Below are 20809 nucleotides of genomic sequence, written 5' to 3'. Positions count from 1 at the left end.
TAGAATGGTTAATATTAAATTTATCATCGCGCTCTGCTTTAAATATTTTGAATATAAAATTCTTACAGAATAATTTTACGTGAATTTGCCCTTCTGTTGAGTTTTCTCTTTAGCGAAGAAACTTTCAGAATTTTAAATTATTTCCAGGTATAAGTGGCTACAGATCCCCCTTGCAAAGAAGTAGTTACCCACTTACCGTCGAATTTAATATTAAATATTTCAGCCGCTTGTCCGTCATTTTCAACAATTAAAACTTTCGATCCTGATGGCGTAATAAAAGCTACATTTTGCAAATTCCCACTTATATTACTTGCAATTCGTACTGATCCGGCCGGAACAAATTTAGAAGCGTGTGCTATAATATAATAGGCTACATTACGCTGAAAAGCTTCGTTTGATGTTACTGTTAATGCGCCTTTGCAGCTATTACATCCGCCTGCAGTGTACGGCCCGAAAGAGGCGTTATTGGCTAAATTCCATTCTAATGCATTTCTGCTCCAGTTGCGCATTGAACCAATGATTACATTTTTAAGATGCCATTTTAAATCTCCGCCAAAATCACCTGTAGAAGAAGTCCATTGTTCTGTGAAATAAATATTTTTATCCGGATATGCATTATAAACATTTGAAAGTGCACTGATATCTCCGGCATATAAGTGAAATGCTGAACCATCAACAAAAGGATTTGCTACCGGATCTGCTAAAATTGCTTTTGGGTACTCTGGTTTATCACAATTATGATCGTATGAAATAATTTTTGTCGCAATGTTGGCCGCTTTAAACGCCGGACCTAAGTTATTTTTAATGAAATTGGTTTGCTCTAATGCCGACATTTCCATACTTGGATTATTTCCGCCGTGAAGCGGTTCGTTTTGAGGCGTTACGGCATCAATAACAATTCCTTCCGCTTTCATTTGCTGAATGTATTTTACAAAATATTTTGCGTAAACATCGTAATATTGAGTTTGTAATCTTCCTCCAATAAAACTGTCTTTATCTTTCATCCAAAGCGGAGCTGACCAAGGCGTGGCTAAAATTAAAATCTTAGGATTAATGGCCAGAATTTCTTTTAAAAGAGCAATTACTCCTGTTTTATCTTTATCTAAACTAAATTTCGCTAAATCTAAATCAGTACTTCCGGTTGGAAGATCATCATAAGTAAAAGGAGATGCATTCAAATCAGAAGCTCCAATACTGATTCTAATATAACTTACGCCAATAGAATTCTCTCCCGAACCAAACAATTCCTGCAAAAGTGCAGTTCTTTTGGCTGCTGTTAATTTATAAATGACATCAGCGCTTCCGCCGGTTAAAGTATATCCAAAACCGTCTACAGTTTGGTATTTTTGGGCAGCATTTACTTCAATATTTGCATATGAATTACTAGTGGTGCCAAATCCTAAAACGCCGGTTTGTTTTGCCAGTAATACGCTTTGGTCTCCTTTGGTAAGCCAAAAATCGACATCGTTTGTTACTACAACCGGAGGAGTTACTACTGGTGGTTTCACCACCGGATCAGCAGCATCACTAGACGAAGAGCATTTTGCCTGAGCAAAAACTGCCAGAGCCAGGAACAATACTTTTATGGTGTTTTTAAAGTTTAATTTCATTTTATAGTTTTTAGTTTAGCACTTAGTATACAATAGTTTGCATAGCATGTGCCGGGATAGTTATAGTGTTTTGCAAATCGTGGTTCATTAGGGTATAAACAATCTCCTTATCTGATTGGTTCATGACAATTGTAATTATTTTGCCGTCAGAGTTTTTAAATGAAGTGCTTATTAAATTTTTATCGCTTATGGTTTGAATTATTCTTTTTGCTCCAGGGCGAATAAATTTCGAAAGGTGTCCGATATAATAATACATTGGTGTGTAAATTAACTCATCTTTTGTGGTGTCAGCGTGAATTGGCGCAAAACAAAAATTCCCCACATGATTTGGTCCTCCGTTCTGGTCTAAGAGGATGTTCCAGTCTGTCCAGGCAACGGTTCCGTTATTGAAATCGTTAATCATATTAAGTCCGTATCGTTCTGCATTTCCCCAGAACTGAAATTTAGTTGCATCGAATTTTTCTATACAACCTTCGGTAAATATTAAATTTTTATTCGGAAATGCTTTGTGAACCTCTCCTACCGATTCGAATTTTGGAGCACCGCCATTCCAGGTTTCGTACCAGTGAAATCCAATTCCCCATGCATATTTAGAAACCTCAGGATCTGAAAACACAAGATTGGCTCTTGTGGTTAGCATATCTCCACGATTGTGATCCCAAATGATAACATTTTTAGCACCAAGTCCTTCTTTTTCTAAAGTGGGCCCAAGAAAATTTTTCAGGAAATCTCTTTCTGCTTCGGGAGTATAAATACAAGATTCCCAACGTTGTTTTGCCATTGGCTCGTTTTGAATCGTTAATCCCCAAATCGGAATTCCTTCTTTTTCGTATGCTTTTATAAATTTAGCATAATAATTTGCCCATGACTGGGCGAACTCAGGCAATAAAACGCCGCCGTGCAAAATATCATTATTGTCTTTCATGAAAGCTGGGGGACTCCATGGACTAACAAATAAAGTTAATTTCCCGCCGGCTGTTTCAATTGCTTTTTTGATTAATGGAATTCTGTATTTTCTATCGTGATCGATATTGAAGGTTTTTAAATCTTTATCTCCTTCCTGAACATAGGTATAGCTGTCGCTGCTAAAATCGCAACTGTGAATATTTGTTCTGGCCAAAGAATAGCCAATTCCTTTGTTCTTATCGTAGTAAGCGGTAAGAAACTCTTGTTGATTTTTAGGTGATAGTTTGGCAAAAACTTCAGCACTTGCATCAGTTATAGCTCCACCAATTCCGAGAAAAGTCTGGTCTGTTTTGTCAGGATCTAAATTTATAGATACTGTTGAAGTTTTTTGTTGTGAAGTTGGTTTTGAAATGAAATTATTAGATAATGATAATCTCAGATTTGTGTTTTCGGCAGTAGTATAAACCTCTATTTTTTTATTTTTTTTGGATGTATGAGCATTTTGTCCAACAACTTTTGATGAAGAACAAATTAATTGCAGAACTAGTATTGGGGCTATTAAAATTCTATTGATGATTTTCATTGTACTTTCAAAAAACGATTTAATTTAAATTAAATTGAGGGCTAATCTGGATGATTCATTCAGAACAGCCCTCGTTTTATTACTAACAAAACATTAATACACAAGCGTTTGTATTGCATGTGCAGGAATCTTAACTACTGATTGTTCAGCACCTATAATTAGTTTATAGTCAATTGCTTTATCAGTTTGGTTCATGACAATTGTAGCCATTGTACCATCAGCATTCAAAAATGATGTACTTAATAAAGCACTTCTGCTTACTGCTGAGCTTACTCTTTTTGCATTTAAGCGAATGAATTTTGAAAAATGCCCAATATAATAGTATGATGGAGTGTAAATTAACTCTCCTGTTCTTGTATCAGCATGAATTGGCGCGAAACAAAAATTACCAACATGATTAGGACCTCCGTTTTGATCCAGAAGAATATTCCAGTCTGTCCATCCGGCAGTTCCGTTATTAAAATCATTAATCATAGAGATACCGTATCTTTCTCCGTTACCCCAAAATTGATATTTTGTAGCATCAAATTTTTCAACGCATCCTTCTGTAAACATTAAACCTTTATCTGGATATGCTTCGTTTACTTTTGCAACATTTTCAAACATTGACGATCCTCCTGACCATGTTTCGTACCAGTGAAATCCCATTCCCCAAACATATTTTGAAGCTTCCGGATCAGAGTAAATTACATTTGCTCTGTAATTCATTAAATCACGATTATGATCCCAGGCGATAATTTTTACATTGCCCAGTTTTTCTTTTTTTAATGTCGGTCCAAGGAAATTTTTAATAAAATCTCTTTCTGCTTCTGCTGTATAGATACAAGATTCCCAGGTTTGAACGGCCATTGGTTCATTTTGAGTAGAGGTTCCCCAAATTGGAATTCCTTCTTTCTCATACTCTTTTATAAATTTAGCATAAAAATTTGCCCAGGTTTGATAATATTCAGGTAGTAATGTCCCGCCTTTTAATACGTTTCCGTTGCTTTTCATAAAAGCATTTGGAGACCATGGTGCAGCATAGGTCATTAATTTACCGCCTGCAGTCTGAATGGCTTTTTTAATTAACGGAATACGAAATTCTCTATCGTGTTCAATAGTAAACGTTTTTAATTCTTTATCTCCTTCTTTGATATAAGAATAGCTTCCACTGCTAAAATCAGAACTTTGTATCGTGGTTCTTAGCAATGAATAGCCTATTCCTTTTTGTTTATCGTAGTAGGCATTCAAAAATTCTGTTTGTTTTTCTTTTGAAAGTTTAGCGAATATCTCGGCACTCGCATCTGTAATAGCTCCTCCAATTCCTATAAAAGTCTGAAACTTTTTTGCAGGTTCTACAAAAACAGCTGTTTCTACTTCCAGAGGTTGTTTAGCGGCAGTAAAGGTTAGATTATCTGTAGAGGTTATTCTTAAATTTGAATTTTCAGCTGTGGTATAAACTGTTATCTTTTTTCCATGGGTTGTAAACTCTTTTTTTGTTTTGGGTTGTTGGGCAAAGGCCGCTAACGAAAACAAAAAACATAGCGCTTTTAAACTATTTTTTTTCATTCTTCCTTATTTTTTTAAAATTCTAAATTGAAACTTTTTGTGAACTCGTCTCCACTAAAAAAAGTTTCCGCCAGCTTACGGATTTAAAAAATAGCCCATACTCATACTGATTATGGGCTATTTACAACCAAACTTAAACTTAACTTAAACTTATTTTCCTCGAAGCTCTACTTCGGTAACTTTTATTCCTGTTGGAGTAAATGCATCTCCACCACTTTTTATTACTAAATAGATTTTACCTGTTTCAGTGAATTTTACAACATTACTTACTGTATTATCTAAAGCACTGTTTTTTACGCATCCTACAGCTGATAATTTCCCGTCAAAAGCTTGTTTTCCACAACCTTCAGCAGAAGCAAGTCCCATAACTTTATTGTCTGTATATGGTACTCCGGCAGTTGGTACTGTTTTTCCAGCGAATACTTCAAACACAAAATTCTCAGAACCACTTGTTGCGCTTACATGCATATCTATTAAGTATTCTTTATCTTTTACAACATCAATTGCCTGATAAATTGCCTCCTGATTTGAGGTTCCGCTTACGTTTATAGTTGCAAATCCAGGAGTAAATGTCCATGTTGCTAACCCATTAGTGTTAAGGTGCAAATTCGTCCACTGTGATTGTTCTGCTGCATCTGCAAAGTTGTTACCTTCTACTAAATTTCCTTTTTCAGGATCAGCTTTTACAATAATAATTTCTTTCGTTGCAGTATTAGTTTTTCCACCACGGCCTACAGCAGTATGTACTACTGTATATTTTCCTCTATCAGCTAAAAAAACTTCCAACTCCATTTTTCCGTAATACTCAGCTTTACCAACTTTCCAGTAAGAATTCAGCACGTTTTTTGTACCGGACACTAATAAGTAGGTATTATTTTTTCCTGCTACAGGAGTAATTGTAAATGAAGGATCAACATTTGGGTCTTCCAATCCATTGCCTTCACTTGCTGTATCAGGCTCACAACTTACTATTATTGAACCTAATGTTGCGAGAGCGAACATTAGATATATACTCTTTTTAAAAATTATATTTAAACTCATATGATTTTATTTAATTGTTATAATTAGGGTTTTGAACAATTTTAGTGTTTTCTAATTCTTTGAAAGGAATTGGCCAAATTTCATTTTTACCTGCCTTGAATCCTTTAGATGCCAAAGCTGCAGCAGCTTTTCCTGTTCTTACTAAATCGAACCAACGGTGTCCTTCTCCAGCTAATTCTTTTCTTCTTTCTAATGCGATTGCATCCAAAGAAACCGGAATTGATCCTAAACCTACACGTGCTCTTACAGCATCAAGTAACGCTTGCGCTCTTGCTCCTGTACCGCCTAATGCTTCAGCTTCCATTAAATAAGTATCTGCCAAACGAATTGCATAAACATCTTGCTTATAATTTAAAGCTGTTGCTCCACTACCTGTAGAAGTATCTGAGTTTAAAGGCATGAATTTCTTAAGAAAATATCCTGTATCATCATAGTTAGGTGACCATTTTGCTTGCCCAGCATCCGTCATCGCTTTCATATCAAGAATAGTAGCATCAAAACGAGGATCTCCTTTTAGAACATCATATAAACCTTGTCTTACAGTATTAAAACTCCATCCTGAAACGTAGTCCGGTGCACTTGGAAGTATTCTATTATATCCCCTAGGTCCAACCATGATACAAACAGAGTTCCCTTCATCTTTTCCACCACCCCAAAAGCCCCAATCGGCATTACTTTTGTCAGTGTGAACAATTTCAATAATAGCTTCTGAGTTAAATTTGTTGCTTACTTTCCATAAATCAGCAAATTTATCTACCAATTTATATCCGTACATACTTGTTCCTCCAGGAGTACCATTTACATCAGCAAATTCTGCTGCTGATAATGCGTTTTTCCCTTCGTACAAATACACTTTTCCTAACAATGCTTTTGCTGCTCCCTGAGATAAACGACCAGCTTCCTCGGTCATATTTGTAATTTTAACAGGTAAACCCGGAATCGCTTCTTTCAAATCTTTTTCGATTTGTGCATAAATTGCTTCCGGAGCAACCTGAACTACATTGAATATATCAGCTGTTTTAATTGGCTCCAATATCAATGGTATATTTCTAAACGTACGAACTAATTCAAAATAATAGTAAGCACGTAACGCTTTGGTTTCAGCTGCAAATCTTCCTTTTTTAGCTTCATCCATAGGTACTGCCGGTAATTTTTGAAGCAATACGTTCGCTCTAAAAATTCCCTGATAAAAATCTCCCCAAAAACTACCCGGAATTGTAGACTGACTAATAGAATAATCTGCAAATGAATGTATTCCTACACCATCTGTAGCACCACCACCAGCTGCATTAAAATCATCTGAACCTGCATTCATCATACAGATCATATTTTCAAATCCTTTAGATTGTTTACCAATTATATCATAAACGGCCACTAATCCTGCATAAGCCTGACTTTCATTTTTGTAATAATTAGCCTCTAGGGAAGTTCCTTTCGGCTCTACAGTTAAAAAATCCTCACTGCACGAAAGGGCAGTAAATAGTGCACCGCAAACAACAAGTGAATATTTTATATTTTTTAGTTTCATGATTCTTGTTTTTTATTAAAATTGTAAATTAACTCCCAGCATGAAAGTTCTTGCCTGAGGATAAATACCTCTGTCGATCCCCATAACATTTCCTGAGGCACTATTTGCTCCAATTTCAGGATCATATCCAGTATATTTAGTAAAAGTGAATAAGTTCTCACCTGTTAAATAAACTCTTGTTTTGTCTAAACCAATTTGACTGATCGTTTTAGTTGGCAATGAATAACCAAGTTGAATTGTTTTGATTCTTACATAATCTCCTTTTTCAAGATAGAAATCAGATGGATTATTAAAGTTTTTGTTGGTATCATCAGATGTTAATCTTGGATAAGTATTCGATGTACCTTCTCCTGTCCAACGGCTTAAAGCTTTAGTCTGAAAATTAGAATTGTCGATATCTAACCTACGTAACCCCTGGAAAATCTTGTTTCCTGTCGCTCCCTGAGTAAAGATCATTAAATCGAAATTTTTGTAATCTAAATTAACTGTAAATCCAAAAGTATATTTTGGTATTGGGCTGCCAAGAAATTTTCTGTCATCCGGAGTAATCTGACCATCTCCGTTTATGTCTGTCCAACGGAAATCTCCCGGTTTAGCATCAGGTTGAATTAATCCTCCTGAAGCATTTCTGTACGCATTAATTTCAGCTTGGTTTTGGAAAATACCTGCTGTTTGAAATCCGTAGAAAGATCCATAAGCTTGTCCTACCTGTGTTCTTGTAATATCAAATGTCATCGCTTTAAATTGTTCTCCTGATGCTAGGAAACCAACTCCACGTCCTAAAAATGTTACTTCATTTTTCAGGTAAGATACGTTTCCACTTAAACCTATATTTACCTGTCCTAATTTTTTACGCCATCCTAATTCTAAATCGATACCTTTATTTTGCATGTCAGCAACGTTTCCTGTTGGGTTTCCTGAACCAACATAACCTGGTAATAAAATATCTTGAAGAATTCCAGTAGTTTTTTTAATGTACCAGTCAAATGATAAATTGAAGTCAGAAAAAATAGTAGCATCAAAACCAATGTTAGTTTGGCTTGTTTCTTCCCATTTTAAATCTGGATTTGATGGTGCATTAGGGCTGTTACCAATAGTTACAGATCCAGATGTACCAATTGTATAGTTACGACCGTCTCCAATAGTTGCTAAATATTTGAAATCTCCAATATTATCATTACCAGTTACACCGTAACCTCCTCTGAATTTTAATTGGTTTACAACTTTATTTTCAATCCAAAATGCTTCTTTTGAAGGAACCCAACCTAATGAGAATGATGGGAATGTTCCATATTTATTGTTTGATCCAAATCTTGAAGATCCGTCTCTACGAATAATACCTGTCAATAAATATTTTTCTTTGTAGTCATAAGTTAATCTTGAGAATAATGAAGTTACTCTATGCTCATTTCCTGTACTGGCTGTAGCATTAATTTGATCTTTTGGCAAGTCAAAGTTAAAAGATGCATCTTTATAACTATCTACTGGTAAGTTAGTATACGTAATTGTAGTACCGCTATTTCTATTGTCTACATATGCTCCCTGACCTACTAATACGCTAAAGTTGTGATCACCTATACTTCTTGTATAAGAAGCAACATTCTCAATATTCCATCCAAAACCTTGATTGGTATTTCTTGAAAGGTTATTAACCTGTGTAATATTTGTTGAGTTCAGGTAAGAAACTGGTGTGAAGTTTTCATAACCCCAATACGCTAATTTACCCCCTACAGTTGTTCTGAATTTTAATCCTTTTATTGGCTCAATTTCTAAGTAAGCATTTCCAACAAAGTTATCTGCCCAGTTGTAGTTTCCTAATCTTGTTTGCGTATAAGCTAATGGATTAGACATTTCCTGAGTAACCATAGTCGAAACACCGTAAGGGTTTCCGTTCGCATCTCTTAAAATTCCTTTACCTTTCCCGTCGATACCTACAGAATAAGGTGCATTTGCAGCCATAGTAGGATCTGTTACAATAGCAGGAGTGATTGGATCTAAGTTGATTGCAGAACTTAATGGTCCTCCAAATTCACTATTTGTATTTCCTAATCCTACTGTTTTTTCTCTAGAAAAACCTAAAGTCTGACCAAAAGTCATCCATTTAGTTATTTTGTGAGTAGAATTTAAACGAATATTTTTTCTGTTGTAATGAGAAATATCTGTTGTTACAATACCTTCTTGATCTAAAAGACCAAAAGATACATAAAAAGTAGATACATCATTACCTCCGGATAAGCTTAATTCTTGACCTATACGTGCTGCACTATCATTAAAAATTTCTGATTGCCAATTTGTACCTACACCATATGATGAAGTAGGACTATCGAAAGGCAATTTGAATGTATCAGTTGCATTCTTTTTAACATATCCATTTGCATACTTTTCATTTTGCAAAGTTGCATATTGAGTAGCATTTAAAAGATCTAATTTTCTTGCAGGACCAGAAAAGCCAGTATAACCATTATAGCTTACACTCATTTTACCTGATTTTCCTTTTTTAGTCGTAACGATAATTACCCCAGCTGCTGCTCTTGCACCATAAATAGCTTGAGAAGCTGCATCTTTTAATACCTCCATAGATGCGATATCAGACTGGTTTAAGTAACCTATTCCTCCCGCATCAACTACTACACCATCTATAACCCATAAAGGATCATTGTTTCCTAATGTAGTGATACCACGCACACGAATAGTAGAAGAAGCTCCAGGTTGTCCTGAACTTGCTGCAACTGTAACCCCTGAAACCCTACCTTGTAAAGTTTGTTCAACTCTCGTTATCGGTAAATTTTCGATATCCTGAGCTCTTACTTTAGAGATCGCTCCTGTTACTACTGTTTTCTTTTGAGTACCGTATCCAACAACAACAACTTCATTTAGTGATTGTGATTCAGGTTTTAATTGAACCGATAATTTTGTTCTTCCGTTTATAGCTTCAGTAACTGTAGCATAACCAATAAAAGTAATTGTTAAAACTCCATTTGAAGGAACTTGCAACTGAAATTTCCCATCAAAATCTGATGCAGTTGATTTTGTAGTACCTTTTAATAGAATAGTTGCGCCTGGAACTGGCATTCCACTTTCATCATTTATTATTCCACTTACTGTGACATCCTGGGCCACAGCTATAACCGAGAATAACAAAGACGAAACACAAAAAATAAGTAATTTTGTTAATTTCATTTTTCTAAAAATTTTGGTTAATTAATTAGTAATTTGATGCAATAATAATGTTAATTTTTCACTACCCGCAACTAATTTTCACTACAAAAACACATCAAATCAAATTTTATTACATTACAAAAACACATCAAATTTTATATAAAATATTGATTTACAAATATTTAAAAACAAAATTTAAGATGTTATCAAAATGTTAATTATAAAAATAAACACTACACTACTATTAGAATGCTTATTTTTATAAAAAAAACAGCTTCCTACATCGTGATAGTAGAGAAAAACAAAACATAAAACACTACAAAAGAGATAATTAACTATTAAAAATTTAAAAAAAACCAAAAACCCATGCAATTGATAAAATCATATTTTATTATAACTTTTTTTACATTATTCTCAATTACATTTTTTGGCCAGGTTAAAAGTATAGGTCTTCCAGACGTAAGAAATTACAAACGAAATGAATATAAAGGAGGGACACAAAACTGGAATATTGGTCAGGATAAAAACGGAAACTTATATTTTGCGAACAATAATGGTCTTTTTCAATTCGACGGATCGTCATGGCGAAAATATCCACTACCTAATCACACTTCTGTACGATGTTTAAAAATTGATGACTCAGGGAAAATTTTCGTTGGCGGATACAATGAGTTTGGGTACTTTAAAACAAACAATAAAGGAAAACTAGAATACACATCATTAGCCCAAAAAGTAGATAAAAACAAAATCAAAATCATCGATTTTATCTGGAAGATCCACACTTTAAATAATGAGACTATTTTTCAGTCTTTTGCACGGGCCTATATTTTAAAAAACGGAAAATTATCGATCCTAAAAGCGCCTAAGCGATTCCAATTTTCATTTGTAGTTAATGACAAACTTTACTTTCAGGATGTCGAAAAAGGTATTTTAGAGTACCGAAATGACAAATTATATCCTTTACCTAATACTACAGTTTTAAATAATACCGAAATATGGGGAATGTATTCCTTATCAAAAGAGAAAATACTTATCATAACGCTCGAAAAAGGATTATTTATGTACGAAAACAATACCGTTAAACCGTGGGAAACTGAAGCGAATAATTTTGTCAGGAAAAACAACTCTTTAGGAGGCGCCATCATAAACAAAAAATTTATTGTTTTAAACTCAGTACTTGACGGAATCATTATTTGTGATTTTAATGGTAAAATAATTCAGCATGTAAACAGAAAGAAAGGATTACAAAACAATACAGTCCTCACCTCTTTTATTGACAACAAAAATAACTTGTGGCTTGGACTGGACAACGGTATAGCTTTTTTAAACGAAAGCTCTCCGTTTACTTATTTTGGGTTCAGTTATGACATTAGTACCGTCTATGCTTCTGTAATTCATCAGGGAAACCTATATGTAGCGACAAATCAGGGTGTTTTTTATCATGCCTGGAACAATAGTTTTAAGGAAGATGTTTTTAAACTTGTTGAAGGAACTACTGCACAATCATGGAATGTTCAGGTTATTGATAATGAACTTATCTGTTCTAACAATAGAGGAGCTCTAGCAATACAAGGCGGAAGAGTAACACATATTATAGATACTAAAGGATATTTCGGATTCAAAAGTATGCCCAATCATCCCGGATACTTTATTGGTTCTAATTACGACGGATTTGCCATTTTTCAAAAAACAGGAAACGGACTGGTATTCAAAAATCAAATCGCTGGTTTCGATAAATCTTCTAATAGTTTTGAGCTTGATGATTCTTATTTATGGCTTAAAAAGGATGAATCTATATACAAAATGCAGCTTAGCAGCGATTTGACACGATTTATAACCATCAAAAAAATAAGTCAATTATCTCCTAAATATAAAAACATTGGAAGCCTTCAAAAAATAGACGGAAAAATATACTTTCAGACCAACAATCACTTTTTCAAATTTTCAAAAGAACAGGATTTGTTTTATGAAGACAAAAATTTATCCGCATTATTCAAAAATATTCCAATTATAAACGCTTTGAGCGAAGATTCGCAATCGAATTTGTGGTATGCATTCGATGAATCTTTAGGCGTACTAATGAAACAAAATAATCATTATAAAAATGTTGTTGCACCTTTCTCTAACTTAACCGGCAATTTGGTGAGCAGTTATTTATCTGTAAACACAATCGACTCAAAAAACATTTTTATAGGATTAACAGACGGTTTGGCCCATTACGATTCTGAATTACTCAACAATTTTGTAACCAAGCCTAAAGCTTTCATTAGGAGCTTTTCATTTCCCGGCGACACAATTGTTTTGGGAAACAATCAAAATAAGATCGAAAACATTCGTATACCTTACTCGTCAAACCATGTACGTTTTACATTTTCATCTCCTATATATGAAAATCTTGAGACTGTGGAATTCTCTTACCAATTAGAGCCTTTTGATGACAAATGGAGCAATTGGTCGACAATTTCGATAAAAGAATATACCAATTTAAGAGAAGGCGAATATACGATGAAGGTAAAAGTCAGAAACAGTTACGGGATTCAATCTGAACCTTCGACACTTTCATTTATGGTATCTCCACCTTGGTACCGACACTTTTTAGCCTTTATGATTTATTTTATACTCATTATCGTAGGCATATATCTAATTTCCGCAAGGGTAAAAATGAAAATTCGTAAAAACAAATACTACGAAACGATCGAACAGCGTAGATTATATCTTGAGAAAGAATCTAAAATAAGACAAGAACAATTTGATCTTGAAAAAGAAATTGAAAAACTAAAAAGTGACAAACTTCAGATTAAAATCTTAGCAAAGGATAAAGAACTGGTAAACAACTCTCTGCAGGTTGTAAAGAAAAACAAAATCCTGAATGGAATTATTCATAAACTTAAAGAAATCGACGTTGAAGCGCTTGACGATTCGACAAAATTTCAGGTGAGTAAATTAAACAAAAGCATTGTAAAAGAAGTAAATACAGATAAAAGCTGGAAAGACTTAGAAAAACACATTAAAAACGTTCATTTTGAGTTCTTAAAAAGATTGAAGGAAAAATATCCCACAATTTCGCCTCGTGAACTCGATTTGTCTACTTATTTATTGATGAATATGTCGACCAAAGAAATAGCCGAAATTATGAATATTTCTACAGGAGGTGTCGAATTAGCCCGTTACCGATTACGAAAAAAACTCGGTTTAAATAAAAAGGAAAATCTAATAGGCTTCTTAATGAGCATATAAAAACAAAAAAGCCATCTTGATCAGGATGGCTTTTGTTTTATTTAATATATTCCAGAGTGCGCTCTAAGGCCATTCCTCTGGATCCTTTTACGAGGATTGTATTTTCGCTAAAATGTCTTGTTTTAAGGTATTCGACAAAAGCATCAAAGGTTTCAAAAAACTGAATATTATCTTTAGTAACTTTATTTTCATAAAATGATTTACCTATCAAATAACACTCGGACTCATTCTGCTTCAATAAAGAATCTACAATTAATTTGTGCTCCTGCGGACTTTCATCACCCAGCTCAAACATATCACCCAAAATCATCACTTTGTTTTGATTTTCTAATTGCAAAAAGTTAGTTATCGCAACAGCCATACTACTAGGATTAGCATTATAGGCATCCAGAATAATCTGATTAGAATCAATTCTTAACAATTGCGATCTGTTATTCTCAGGGATATAGGTCTCAATTGCTTGTTTCATATCCGCCTCGGTAACTTTAAAGTAATATCCTATCGCAATAGCCGCATTAATATTATTGGCATTATAAAGCCCAATTAAATGCGATTCTACACTAAAATTATCATACTCTATAGCAACAAAAGGATTGGCTTTGATATTTTTGATTTTTAAGTCAGCAGTATCGTTATTTATTCCGAAAGTAAAGGATTGTATTCCTGCAGATCTTTCTATCTGAATAGAATCTTCAAGATTTACAAAAGCTAATTTGTTATTTTTTGCCAGATATTGATACATTTCGCTTTTACCTTCAATAACACCCTGAACTCCACCAAAACCTTCAAGATGAGCTTTACCAAAATTGGTAATATAACCATAATCAGGCTGAGCAATTTCACATAAAAATTCAATTTCTTTTTTATGATTTGCCCCCATTTCAACAATACCTATTTCTGTTTCTTTAGTAAAAGACAATAAAGTCAACGGAACACCAATGTGATTGTTTAAGTTACCTACTGTAGCTTTGGTTTTGTATTTCTTTCCAATAACAACATTTATAAGTTCTTTGGTCGTCGTTTTACCATTACTTCCCGTTAAGGCAATAATAGGCAGTTTAAGATAAGTACGATGAAACTTTGCCAGTTCCTGCAAAGTTTCTAAGCTGTTTTCGACAAGAATTGTTCTCTCATCGATAATATAAGCTGCATTATCAACAATAACAAATAAAGCACCTAATTCCAATGCTGTTGCAGCAAAGGTATTTGCATCAAAATTTTCGCCTTTGATAGCAAAAAACATAGAATCGTTTTCAATCTTTCTTGTATCAATTGAAACTGATTTACATTGCAAAAACAAGTTATGAATGTCCTGAATATTCATTTATAAAAATATTTACATATTATAAAATAAGCAATAAAAAAATTCCAAATTCCAAAAGCTGAGTAAATCAGTTGGAATTTGGAATTTTTTTTATTGAATTTTCTAGAATTTAGTTTCTAGGCGATTTTCTTTTTTCAGCTTTTGCACCTACTCTAGACATAGCACATCTAAATCCGATGTAATCTGTTGCCATATCCTGAGGGAAATATCTTCTTTGAGCAGGATCTAACCAATAAGCTCTATCTCTCCAAGAACCACCTTTGTAAACTCTTACATTATCATCGATTAATGTAGTACGTTTACTAGAGCTATCATATTTTCTAACCATTTGACCTAAACTGTCTGTTGTTACATTGTGTTTAGGAGAGTTGTACATTGACTGATCAGCTTTAGCTCCTGACTCAGAATCTCCAAAGTCAAAATATTTAGATGATTGTTTATCACCATCTCTATAGTTGATGTTATCACTTGTAGTGAAGTTTTGTCTCAAGTAAGTTTCGTTTTCGTCAACCGGAACCTGAGCAATTTCTCCTGGTAAGTTTGTTGCAACTTTTTTACCGTTACTTAAAGTTTTGTATTGGATATTATCTTTAGTAATAATTTCGATTTTACCGTCTTTACCAATTTTGTTTTTAGCATATTGATTTCCTCTAAAGTAGTTAAAATCATTCGCTTCATTATCGATAATAGGTCTGTAAACATCGGCAACCCATTCGGCTACGTTTCCTGCCATATCGTATAATCCAAAATCATTCGGTGCATAGCTTTTTACAGCATTTGTAATATCCGCACCATCATCAGACCAACCTGCAATTCCACCGTAATCACCGTTTCCTTGTTTAAAGTTAGCCAATTGATCTCCTTTGTTTTTACGTTTAGATGAACGTGTATAATCTCCAGACCAAGGATATTTCTTTTGTCCTTTATATATATTGTATTCTCTTTGTCCAACATCTGCAGCAGCAGCATATTCCCATTCTGCCTCTGTAGGAAGTCTGTATTCTGGCAAGATAATACCTGAAGAACGTTGTGCGTAAACATTTTTTTCTTCCGGAACTACACCGTCTTTACCAGCTTTTGGTCTTCTTCCGTTTGGATTTTTCTTTAAAACAAGCTCTTCATTACCACCGTAAGTAGTACTTGGAGATGCAACATAAGCTTCTGTATTAAAGATACTTTCAGCGCTTACATCCTGAGTTTTAGCTCCTTTTTTAAGGTAACCGTTTTTCTCTAAAACTGCTTCGTTTACACGATCAGTTCTCCATTTAGCAAATTCAACAGCCTGAATCCAGTTAACACCAACTACAGGGTAATTTGCATAAGATGGATGTCTTAAGTAGTTATTAGTCATCGTTTCGTTATATCCTAAACGATTTCTCCATACAAGCGTATCCGGAGATGCTCCTTCGTATATGTTTTTGTAATTTTCTTCTGTTGGAGGGAAAACTTTCTTTAACCACTCCAGGTATTCTAAGTACATACCATTCGTAACCTCGGTTTCATCCATATAGAATGACTGAACGTGTTGTTGGGTTGGCGTGTTATTCCAATCGTGCATAACATCATCCTGTACTTTACCCATTGTAAATGTACCTCCCTCAACAAAAACTAAACCAGGACCAGCCTGTTGTTTTTTGCCTGCATTTCTAGCAGCCGTTCCATTCTGACTATCTACATCCCAACCAGTTGCTCTGGAAGCACGACTGGAACTCGATTTTTTGCTACAACTAGCCGTGCCCAACATCAATATCATTGACATCATTAATTGCAAGACTACAATTTTGTTTACTTTCATACTCATTCTTAGGTGATAAATTTAGGTGCTGCAATATAATAATTAACATTTAATTAGCAACATCTGTTCTAATAATTTTATTTAGCTGTTTTTTACCAGAAAATAACCTATAGTTACGAACGCAAAAATATACTTTTTATTATTTACTATAACATGAAATACTATATTTTTACTTACTAAAATATTTTTAATTTAAAACGGTTTTACATACCAATGAAACAAGCCCTATACTTATACCTTTTTTTAATTCCGTTCATCTCATTTTCTCAGGTAAATTGGAGCTTTACGCTAGATTGGCAAAATAAAAAAGAGATGAGTTTTGGCGAATCAAAAATCAAAATACCATACTTTTCAGGAGGCAGTTTCCGATACGATACTACTAAAAAAAACATAAGCTTATTACTAAACCTAAGCGAATCGGGCTCTTCCAACAATAATTCCGTACAAATTACAAACGTAATTTACGAATCGGTTTCAGTTACCGACTTGGGAGACCTATCACTCGAAAACATACCCGAAAAACCAAATGAAACGTTAAAAACAACTATTTCCAGAGATACAAAACAAACTTTCCTGTCGTTATCACCTATAATAAAGGAAGGCAATAACTATAAGCGAATCCGGTCATTCTCTTATTCAACAAGCAGTTCTGCGTCAAAAAGCAGTAATTCTTCTACTTTTCAAAAATCAAATTCCGTTTACAATTCAGTTTTAGCTTCCGGAGACTGGTATCGTTTTTATATTGAAAAATCAGGTGTTTATAAAATTTCGAAGTCATTTTTGCAAAGCCTTGGGTTCGACCCTTCAAAAGTAGATCCAAGAAGAATTAAGATCTATGGAAACGGCGGAAAAATGCTTCCTCTGGCCAACAGCACGTATTACCCTGAGGATTTAGCAGAAAATGCCATACAGATTATTGGAGAAAACGACGGAATCTTTAATAACGAAGATTATATTCTTTTTTACGGCGAAGGAATCGAAAATTGGAGCACTGAAAGCCAAACCAATCTTAACTTATACGCCACAAGATCTTATTATTACATTACTGTCACTGGCAACGAAGGAAAGCGTATCTCAAATTTCAATCAGCCAACTGGAAACAGCACCCTAGAATTAAACACTTTTGACGACTATCAATTTCACGAAATCGATAAAACCAACATTGCTCATTTAGGCCGTCAATGGTTTGGAGAATCATTTGACATTAATCAGGAACAGGAATTTCAATTCAACTTTCCGAACATCGAAACTTCAGTTCCCGTAAAAATAGAAGTCAATGCAGCTTCGGCCGCCTTTACTCCGACCTCATTTACTGTTGCTGCCAATGGTCAAAATATTGGTACTATTAATTTTCAGGCATTAGTTTCTAATTCTGAACTAAAATTTTACACGCAAAAGCTGCCCTCAAACAGCACGTTTACAGGTGCCGAAAACATAAAAATAAAACTTACCTATAATAATAACAGTGTTCCGGGATCAAAAGGATATCTGGACTACATCAATTTAATCGCTAAAAGAAAATTATTAGGTACAGGAAAACAATTTAAATTTCAATACGACTTAGCCGGTTCAACCGCCGGAATCGTAAATTATACTTTAGGTAATGCCTCGGGAATTTCTCAAATTTGGGATATTACAGACCTATATAATATATCAAAATTAGAAAACAGCAATCAGGCAACTTTTAGCTTTAAAGCTTCTTTAGGAGAAGTTAGAAAATATGTCGCAATTGATGCCACTGATTTTTTTACTCCTTTAAAAGAAAACCAATCAAAAATTGCCAATCAAAATTTGAAAGGAACACTTTTCAAGAATAACCAAAACAACTTTCAGGATATCGATTATGCCATAGTTACGCCAAAATTTTTAGTTTCTCAAGCCGAAAAACTAGCCAATTTTCATAGAACACATTCTAATTTAAATGTAAAAGTAATTGCATTAGAAAATATCTATCAGGAATTTTCTTCCGGAAAACAAGATATTGCCGCTATACGAAATTGCATCAAATACATTTACGACAATGCATCATCACCAGATAAGAAAATAAAATACCTCAATTTATTTGGAGATGCTTCTTTTGATTATAAAGACAGAATTATAAATAACAATAATATTGTACCTATATATCAATCTGTAATTAGCAACTCGACCGGAGAAGCTTCATTTGCATCTGATGACTTTTACGGCCTAATGGACAATAATGAAGGAGTGGTCGTTTCTCCTTTTGGCGGAATTGATATTGCAGTTGGCCGAATGTTAGTTTCCGACAATGCACAGGCAGGCGAAATGATCAATAAAGTACTGGAATACCACGACACGAAATCCTACGGAAACTGGCGCAATAACATTGTTATGGTAAGTGATGATTCTGACCAGACCTCAGACGCAACATTACAATTTCATCAAAACAATCTGGCGGATAATATAGGTATTCAAAAACCTTTTTTAAATGTAGACAAAATCATTCTGGATGCCTACACACAAGAAGCTTCTGCCGGAGGATCAAGGTATCCTAAAGCAAGAACTGATTTATTTAACGCTTTCGAAAAAGGCGCTTTAATCTTTAATTATTTAGGTCATGGCGGCGAAGATGGCCTGGCAAGCGAACGCATCTGGGAAAAATCAGACGGTCAAAACCTAAACAATCAATATAAGTATCCTTTATTTATAACCATAACTTGTGAGTTTTCAAGATTTGATGATCCTACAAGGCCTACAGCCGGAGAATACACTTTTTGGAATCCGAAAGGCGGCGCAATTTCTATGCTAACAACCATTCGTGCCATAGGACAATTTAATGCGGAAGATTTTAATGACAGTTTAAGCAAAAACCTGCTTTCGTACGGATCTAATCAATACACCAGCATCGCCGAAGCGCTTCGAATTTCTAAAAACGAAAATCCAAGTTCTGCCAGTAATGTCATTTTTTATATTGGAGATCCTGCCCTGATGCTAGCAATTCCGAAACCAAAAATTAATCTAACAAAAGTTAACGATGTTGTGATTTCACAAACAATTCCGGATTTTAAATCTTTGGCAAAAATTAAAATTTCAGGCGAGATTACCGACGAAAATAATAATCTTTTAAGTAATTATAATGGCGAATTGGCAACGGCAATTTTCGACAAATTAATCACCACAACTACCCTAAATAATGATGGTTATAGTCCTGCAATGTCATTTAAAATACTAGGAGAAACAATCTTTAGAGGTAATGCATCCGTAACCAATGGCCAGTTCGAATTTAGCTTTGTTGTACCACGAGATATTCGTGTTCCTGTTGATTATGGCCGAATTAGTTTTTATTCGAAAAAAAATCAGGCTTTGGAAAATCAAACCGGCTACAATACCACCATAAAAATAGGAGGAATAAATGAAAATGCACCTCAGGACAATATAAGTCCGAAAGTTAAGTTATATATGAACGATGAAACTTTTGTATCCGGTGGTACCACAAACGAATCGCCTTTTTTACTGGCGTTTCTGGAAGATGAAAATGGCATAAATACAGCAAGCGGAATCGGGCATGACATTGTAGCAATTCTGGACGGAGACGTTAGTAATCCCTATATTTTGAATGATTATTATCAAACAAAATTAGACGATTATACTAACGGAAATTTGCGTTTCCCGTTAAGAAATTTAGCTCCCGGTATGCACACTATAAGTTTTACGGCCTGGGATGTATATAACAATCCGGTTACAAGCGAAATACAGTTTATAGTTGTTGGAGATGAATCGCTAACACTTACTCACGTTCTTAATTATCCTAATCCTTTTTCTACTTATACGCAGTTTTGGTTTTCACACAACAGACCTTACGAACCCCTGGATGTGCAGGTTCAGGTAATGACTATTACAGGAAAAGTAGTCTGGACAAAAAACCAGGTCATCACCACAGAAGGGTTCTTATCGAGAGAAATAACCTGGGACGGAAAAGATGATTTTGGCGACCGGATAGGAAAAGGTGTTTATATTTATAAACTTACGGTCAGATCTAATTTGACAAATAAAAAGGCAGAAAAATACGAAAAGCTTGTCATCTTATAATATTATATATATTTGTATCATAAATACA

The 20809-nt window shown here is 34.4% G+C and carries 10 protein-coding genes; 2 read left to right on the top strand and 8 right to left on the bottom strand.

What is annotated here, in order from left to right:
* Positions 1-137: 137 nt before the first annotated feature.
* The 6 genes from FLACOL7796_RS05325 to FLACOL7796_RS05300 form a co-directional block, all read right to left on the bottom strand.
* Positions 138-1610 carry a glycoside hydrolase family 30 protein gene (locus FLACOL7796_RS05325; RefSeq protein WP_173969793.1) on the bottom strand — a complete coding sequence of 491 codons (1473 nt, stop codon included), beginning with the start codon at positions 1608-1610 and terminating at the stop codon, positions 138-140.
* Between the two features lie 22 nt (positions 1611-1632).
* Entirely contained in the window at positions 1633-3099 is a 1467-nt protein-coding gene (locus FLACOL7796_RS05320; RefSeq protein ID WP_173969792.1) for a glycoside hydrolase family 30 protein, read from the bottom strand.
* 93 nt (positions 3100-3192) lie between these two features.
* Positions 3193-4647 (bottom strand): glycoside hydrolase family 30 protein, encoded by a 1455-nt coding sequence (locus FLACOL7796_RS05315; protein ID WP_173969791.1) that lies wholly within the window; start codon positions 4645-4647, stop codon positions 3193-3195.
* 150 nt (positions 4648-4797) lie between these two features.
* Positions 4798-5688: a hypothetical protein gene (locus FLACOL7796_RS05310; protein ID WP_191408306.1), complete on the bottom strand. Its 891-nt coding sequence runs from the start codon at positions 5686-5688 to the stop codon at positions 4798-4800.
* 10 nt (positions 5689-5698) lie between these two features.
* Positions 5699-7216, bottom strand: coding sequence for a RagB/SusD family nutrient uptake outer membrane protein (locus FLACOL7796_RS05305; RefSeq protein WP_173969789.1), 1518 nt, complete (start codon positions 7214-7216; stop codon positions 5699-5701).
* 15 nt (positions 7217-7231) lie between these two features.
* Complete coding sequence (locus FLACOL7796_RS05300; protein WP_173969788.1) at positions 7232-10396, bottom strand: SusC/RagA family TonB-linked outer membrane protein; 3165 nt, start codon at positions 10394-10396, stop codon at positions 7232-7234.
* 345 nt (positions 10397-10741) lie between these two features.
* Between FLACOL7796_RS05300 and FLACOL7796_RS05295 the strand changes: the two genes are divergently transcribed.
* Positions 10742-13612, top strand: coding sequence for a triple tyrosine motif-containing protein (locus FLACOL7796_RS05295; RefSeq protein WP_173969787.1), 2871 nt, complete (start codon positions 10742-10744; stop codon positions 13610-13612).
* A gap of 37 nt (positions 13613-13649) precedes the next feature.
* Here the strand turns inward: FLACOL7796_RS05295 and FLACOL7796_RS05290 are convergent, their stop codons facing one another.
* Both FLACOL7796_RS05290 and gldJ read right to left on the bottom strand, forming a co-directional pair.
* Complete coding sequence (locus FLACOL7796_RS05290; RefSeq protein ID WP_173969786.1) at positions 13650-14936, bottom strand: UDP-N-acetylmuramoyl-tripeptide--D-alanyl-D-alanine ligase; 1287 nt, start codon at positions 14934-14936, stop codon at positions 13650-13652.
* Positions 14937-15045: 109 nt separating this feature from the next.
* Positions 15046-16731 (bottom strand): gliding motility lipoprotein GldJ, encoded by a 1686-nt coding sequence (gldJ, locus tag FLACOL7796_RS05285; RefSeq protein ID WP_173969799.1) that lies wholly within the window; start codon positions 16729-16731, stop codon positions 15046-15048.
* Positions 16732-16944: 213 nt separating this feature from the next.
* On the opposite strand from gldJ, the gene porU reads away from it, so the two are divergent.
* Complete coding sequence (gene porU, locus FLACOL7796_RS05280; protein WP_173969785.1) at positions 16945-20781, top strand: type IX secretion system sortase PorU; 3837 nt, start codon at positions 16945-16947, stop codon at positions 20779-20781.
* Positions 20782-20809: the final 28 nt, after the last annotated feature.

Origin of the sequence: Flavobacterium bizetiae (assembly GCF_902804475.1) — a bacterium.
GTDB lineage: Bacteria > Bacteroidota > Bacteroidia > Flavobacteriales > Flavobacteriaceae > Flavobacterium > Flavobacterium bizetiae.
Note: the sequence above shows the minus strand (reverse complement) of the source record. Positions and strands in the feature narration are given on the sequence as shown.